Origin of the sequence: Heyndrickxia sp. NPDC080065 (assembly GCF_050281185.1) — a bacterium.
In the GTDB taxonomy this organism is placed as follows: domain Bacteria; phylum Bacillota; class Bacilli; order Bacillales; family Bacillaceae_C; genus Heyndrickxia.
Genome location: NZ_JBNNWS010000045.1, coordinates 1 through 2,736 on the forward strand (window position 1 = coordinate 1; position 2,736 = coordinate 2,736).

Sequence of the window (2,736 nt, forward strand, 5' to 3'; positions counted from 1 at the left end):
GTAAGGAAGGCAGACCCGGGGAACTGAAACATCTAAGTACCCGGAGGAAGAGAAAGCAAACGCGATTTCCTGAGTAGCGGCGAGCGAAACGGAAGAAGCCCAAACCAAGAGGCTTGCCTCTTGGGGTTGTAGGACACTCTATACGGAGTTACAAAGGAACGAGGTAGATGAAGAGGTCTGGAAAGGCCCGTCAAAGAAGGTAACAACCCTGTAGTTGAAACTTCGTTCCCTCCAGAGTGGATCCTGAGTACGGCGGGACACGTGAAATCCCGTCGGAAGCAGGGAGGACCATCTCCCAAGGCTAAATACTCCCTAGTGACCGATAGTGAACCAGTACCGTGAGGGAAAGGTGAAAAGCACCCCGGAAGGGGAGTGAAAGAGAACCTGAAACCGTGTGCCTACAAGTAGTTAGAGCCCTATGCATTTATGCAGGGTGATAGCGTGCCTTTTGTAGAATGAACCGGCGAGTTACGATTTCATGCAAGGTTAAGCTGAAGAGGCGGAGCCGCAGCGAAAGCGAGTCTGAATAGGGCGTTTTGAGTATGAGGTCGTAGACCCGAAACCAGGTGATCTACCCATGTCCAGGGTGAAGGTAAGGTAACACTTACTGGAGGCCCGAACCCACGCACGTTGAAAAGTGCGGGGATGAGGTGTGGGTAGCGGAGAAATTCCAATCGAACTTGGAGATAGCTGGTTCTCTCCGAAATAGCTTTAGGGCTAGCCTCACGTAGTAAGAGTCTTGGAGGTAGAGCACTGTTTGGACTAGGGGCCCTCATCGGGTTACCGAATTCAGACAAACTCCGAATGCCAATGACTTATCCGTGGGAGTCAGACTGCGAGTGATAAGATCCGTAGTCAAAAGGGAAACAGCCCAGACCACCAGCTAAGGTCCCAAAGTATACGTTAAGTGGAAAAGGATGTGGAGTTGCTTAGACAACCAGGATGTTGGCTTAGAAGCAGCCACCATTTAAAGAGTGCGTAATAGCTCACTGGTCGAGTGACTCTGCGCCGAAAATGTACCGGGGCTAAACGTATCACCGAAGCTGTGGATGGACACCGTAGGTGTCCGTGGTAGGAGAGCGTTCTAAGGGCGTTGAAGCTAGACCGTAAGGACTGGTGGAGCGCTTAGAAGTGAGAATGCCGGTATGAGTAGCGAAAGAAGGGTGAGAATCCCTTCCACCGAATGCCTAAGGTTTCCTGAGGAAGGCTCGTCCGCTCAGGGTTAGTCGGGACCTAAGCCGAGGCCGAAAGGCGTAGGCGATGGACAACAGGTTGATATTCCTGTACCACCTCTTCACCGTTTGAACGATGGGGGGACGCAGGAGGATAGGGTAAGCGCGCTGCTGGAATAGCGCGTCCAAGCAGTTAGAGGGGTGACGAGGCAAATCCCGTCACCATGTACCTTGAGCTGTGATGGCGAGGGAAATATAGTACCGAAGTTCCTGATTCCACACTGCCTAGAAAATCCTCTAGTGAGGTGAAAGGTGCCCGTACCGCAAACCGACACAGGTAGGCGAGGAGAGAATCCTAAGGTGAGCGAGAGAACTCTCGTTAAGGAACTCGGCAAAATGACCCCGTAACTTCGGGAGAAGGGGTGCTCTGATAGGGTGCAAGCCCGAGAGAGCCGCAGTGAATAGGCCCAGGCGACTGTTTAGCAAAAACACAGGTCTCTGCGAAGCCGTAAGGCGAAGTATAGGGGCTGACGCCTGCCCGGTGCTGGAAGGTTAAGAGGAGAGGTTAGCGCAAGCGAAGCTTTGAATTGAAGCCCCAGTAAACGGCGGCCGTAACTATAACGGTCCTAAGGTAGCGAAATTCCTTGTCAGGTAAGTTCTGACCCGCACGAAAGGCGCAACGATCTGGGCACTGTCTCAACGAGAGACTCGGTGAAATTATAGTACCTGTGAAGATGCAGGTTACCCGCGACAGGACGGAAAGACCCCGTGGAGCTTTACTGCAGCCTGATATTGAATTTTGGTACAGCTTGTACAGGATAGGTAGGAGCCTTTGAAGCCGGAGCGCCAGCTTCGGTGGAGGCGTCGGTGGGATACTACCCTGGCTGTATTGAAATTCTAACCCGCACCCCTGATCGGGGTGGGAGACAGTGTCAGGCAGGCAGTTTGACTGGGGCGGTCGCCTCCTAAAAGGTAACGGAGGCGCCCAAAGGTTCCCTCAGAATGGTTGGAAATCATTCGCAGAGTGTAAAGGCACAAGGGAGCTTGACTGCGAGACCTACAAGTCGAGCAGGGACGAAAGTCGGGCTTAGTGATCCGGTGGTTCCGCATGGAAGGGCCATCGCTCAACGGATAAAAGCTACCCCGGGGATAACAGGCTTATCTCCCCCAAGAGTCCACATCGACGGGGAGGTTTGGCACCTCGATGTCGGCTCATCGCATCCTGGGGCTGTAGTCGGTCCCAAGGGTTGGGCTGTTCGCCCATTAAAGCGGTACGCGAGCTGGGTTCAGAACGTCGTGAGACAGTTCGGTCCCTATCCGTCGTGGGCGTAGGAAATTTGAGAGGAGCTGTCCTTAGTACGAGAGGACCGGGATGGACGCACCGCTGGTGTACCAGTTGTCTTGCCAAAGGCATCGCTGGGTAGCTATGTGCGGAAGGGATAAGTGCTGAAAGCATCTAAGCATGAAGCCCCCCTCAAGATGAGATTTCCCTTAGTTTATCTAAGTAAGACCCCTGAAAGATGATCAGGTAGATAGGTTCGAGGTGGAAGTGTGGCGACACATG

Annotated in this window: 1 rRNA gene; it reads left to right on the forward strand. The window is 53.2% G+C overall.

From position 1 onward, the window contains the following. Window positions 1–2,736, forward strand: a 23S ribosomal RNA gene (locus ACQKP0_RS25660); the annotation flags it as partial.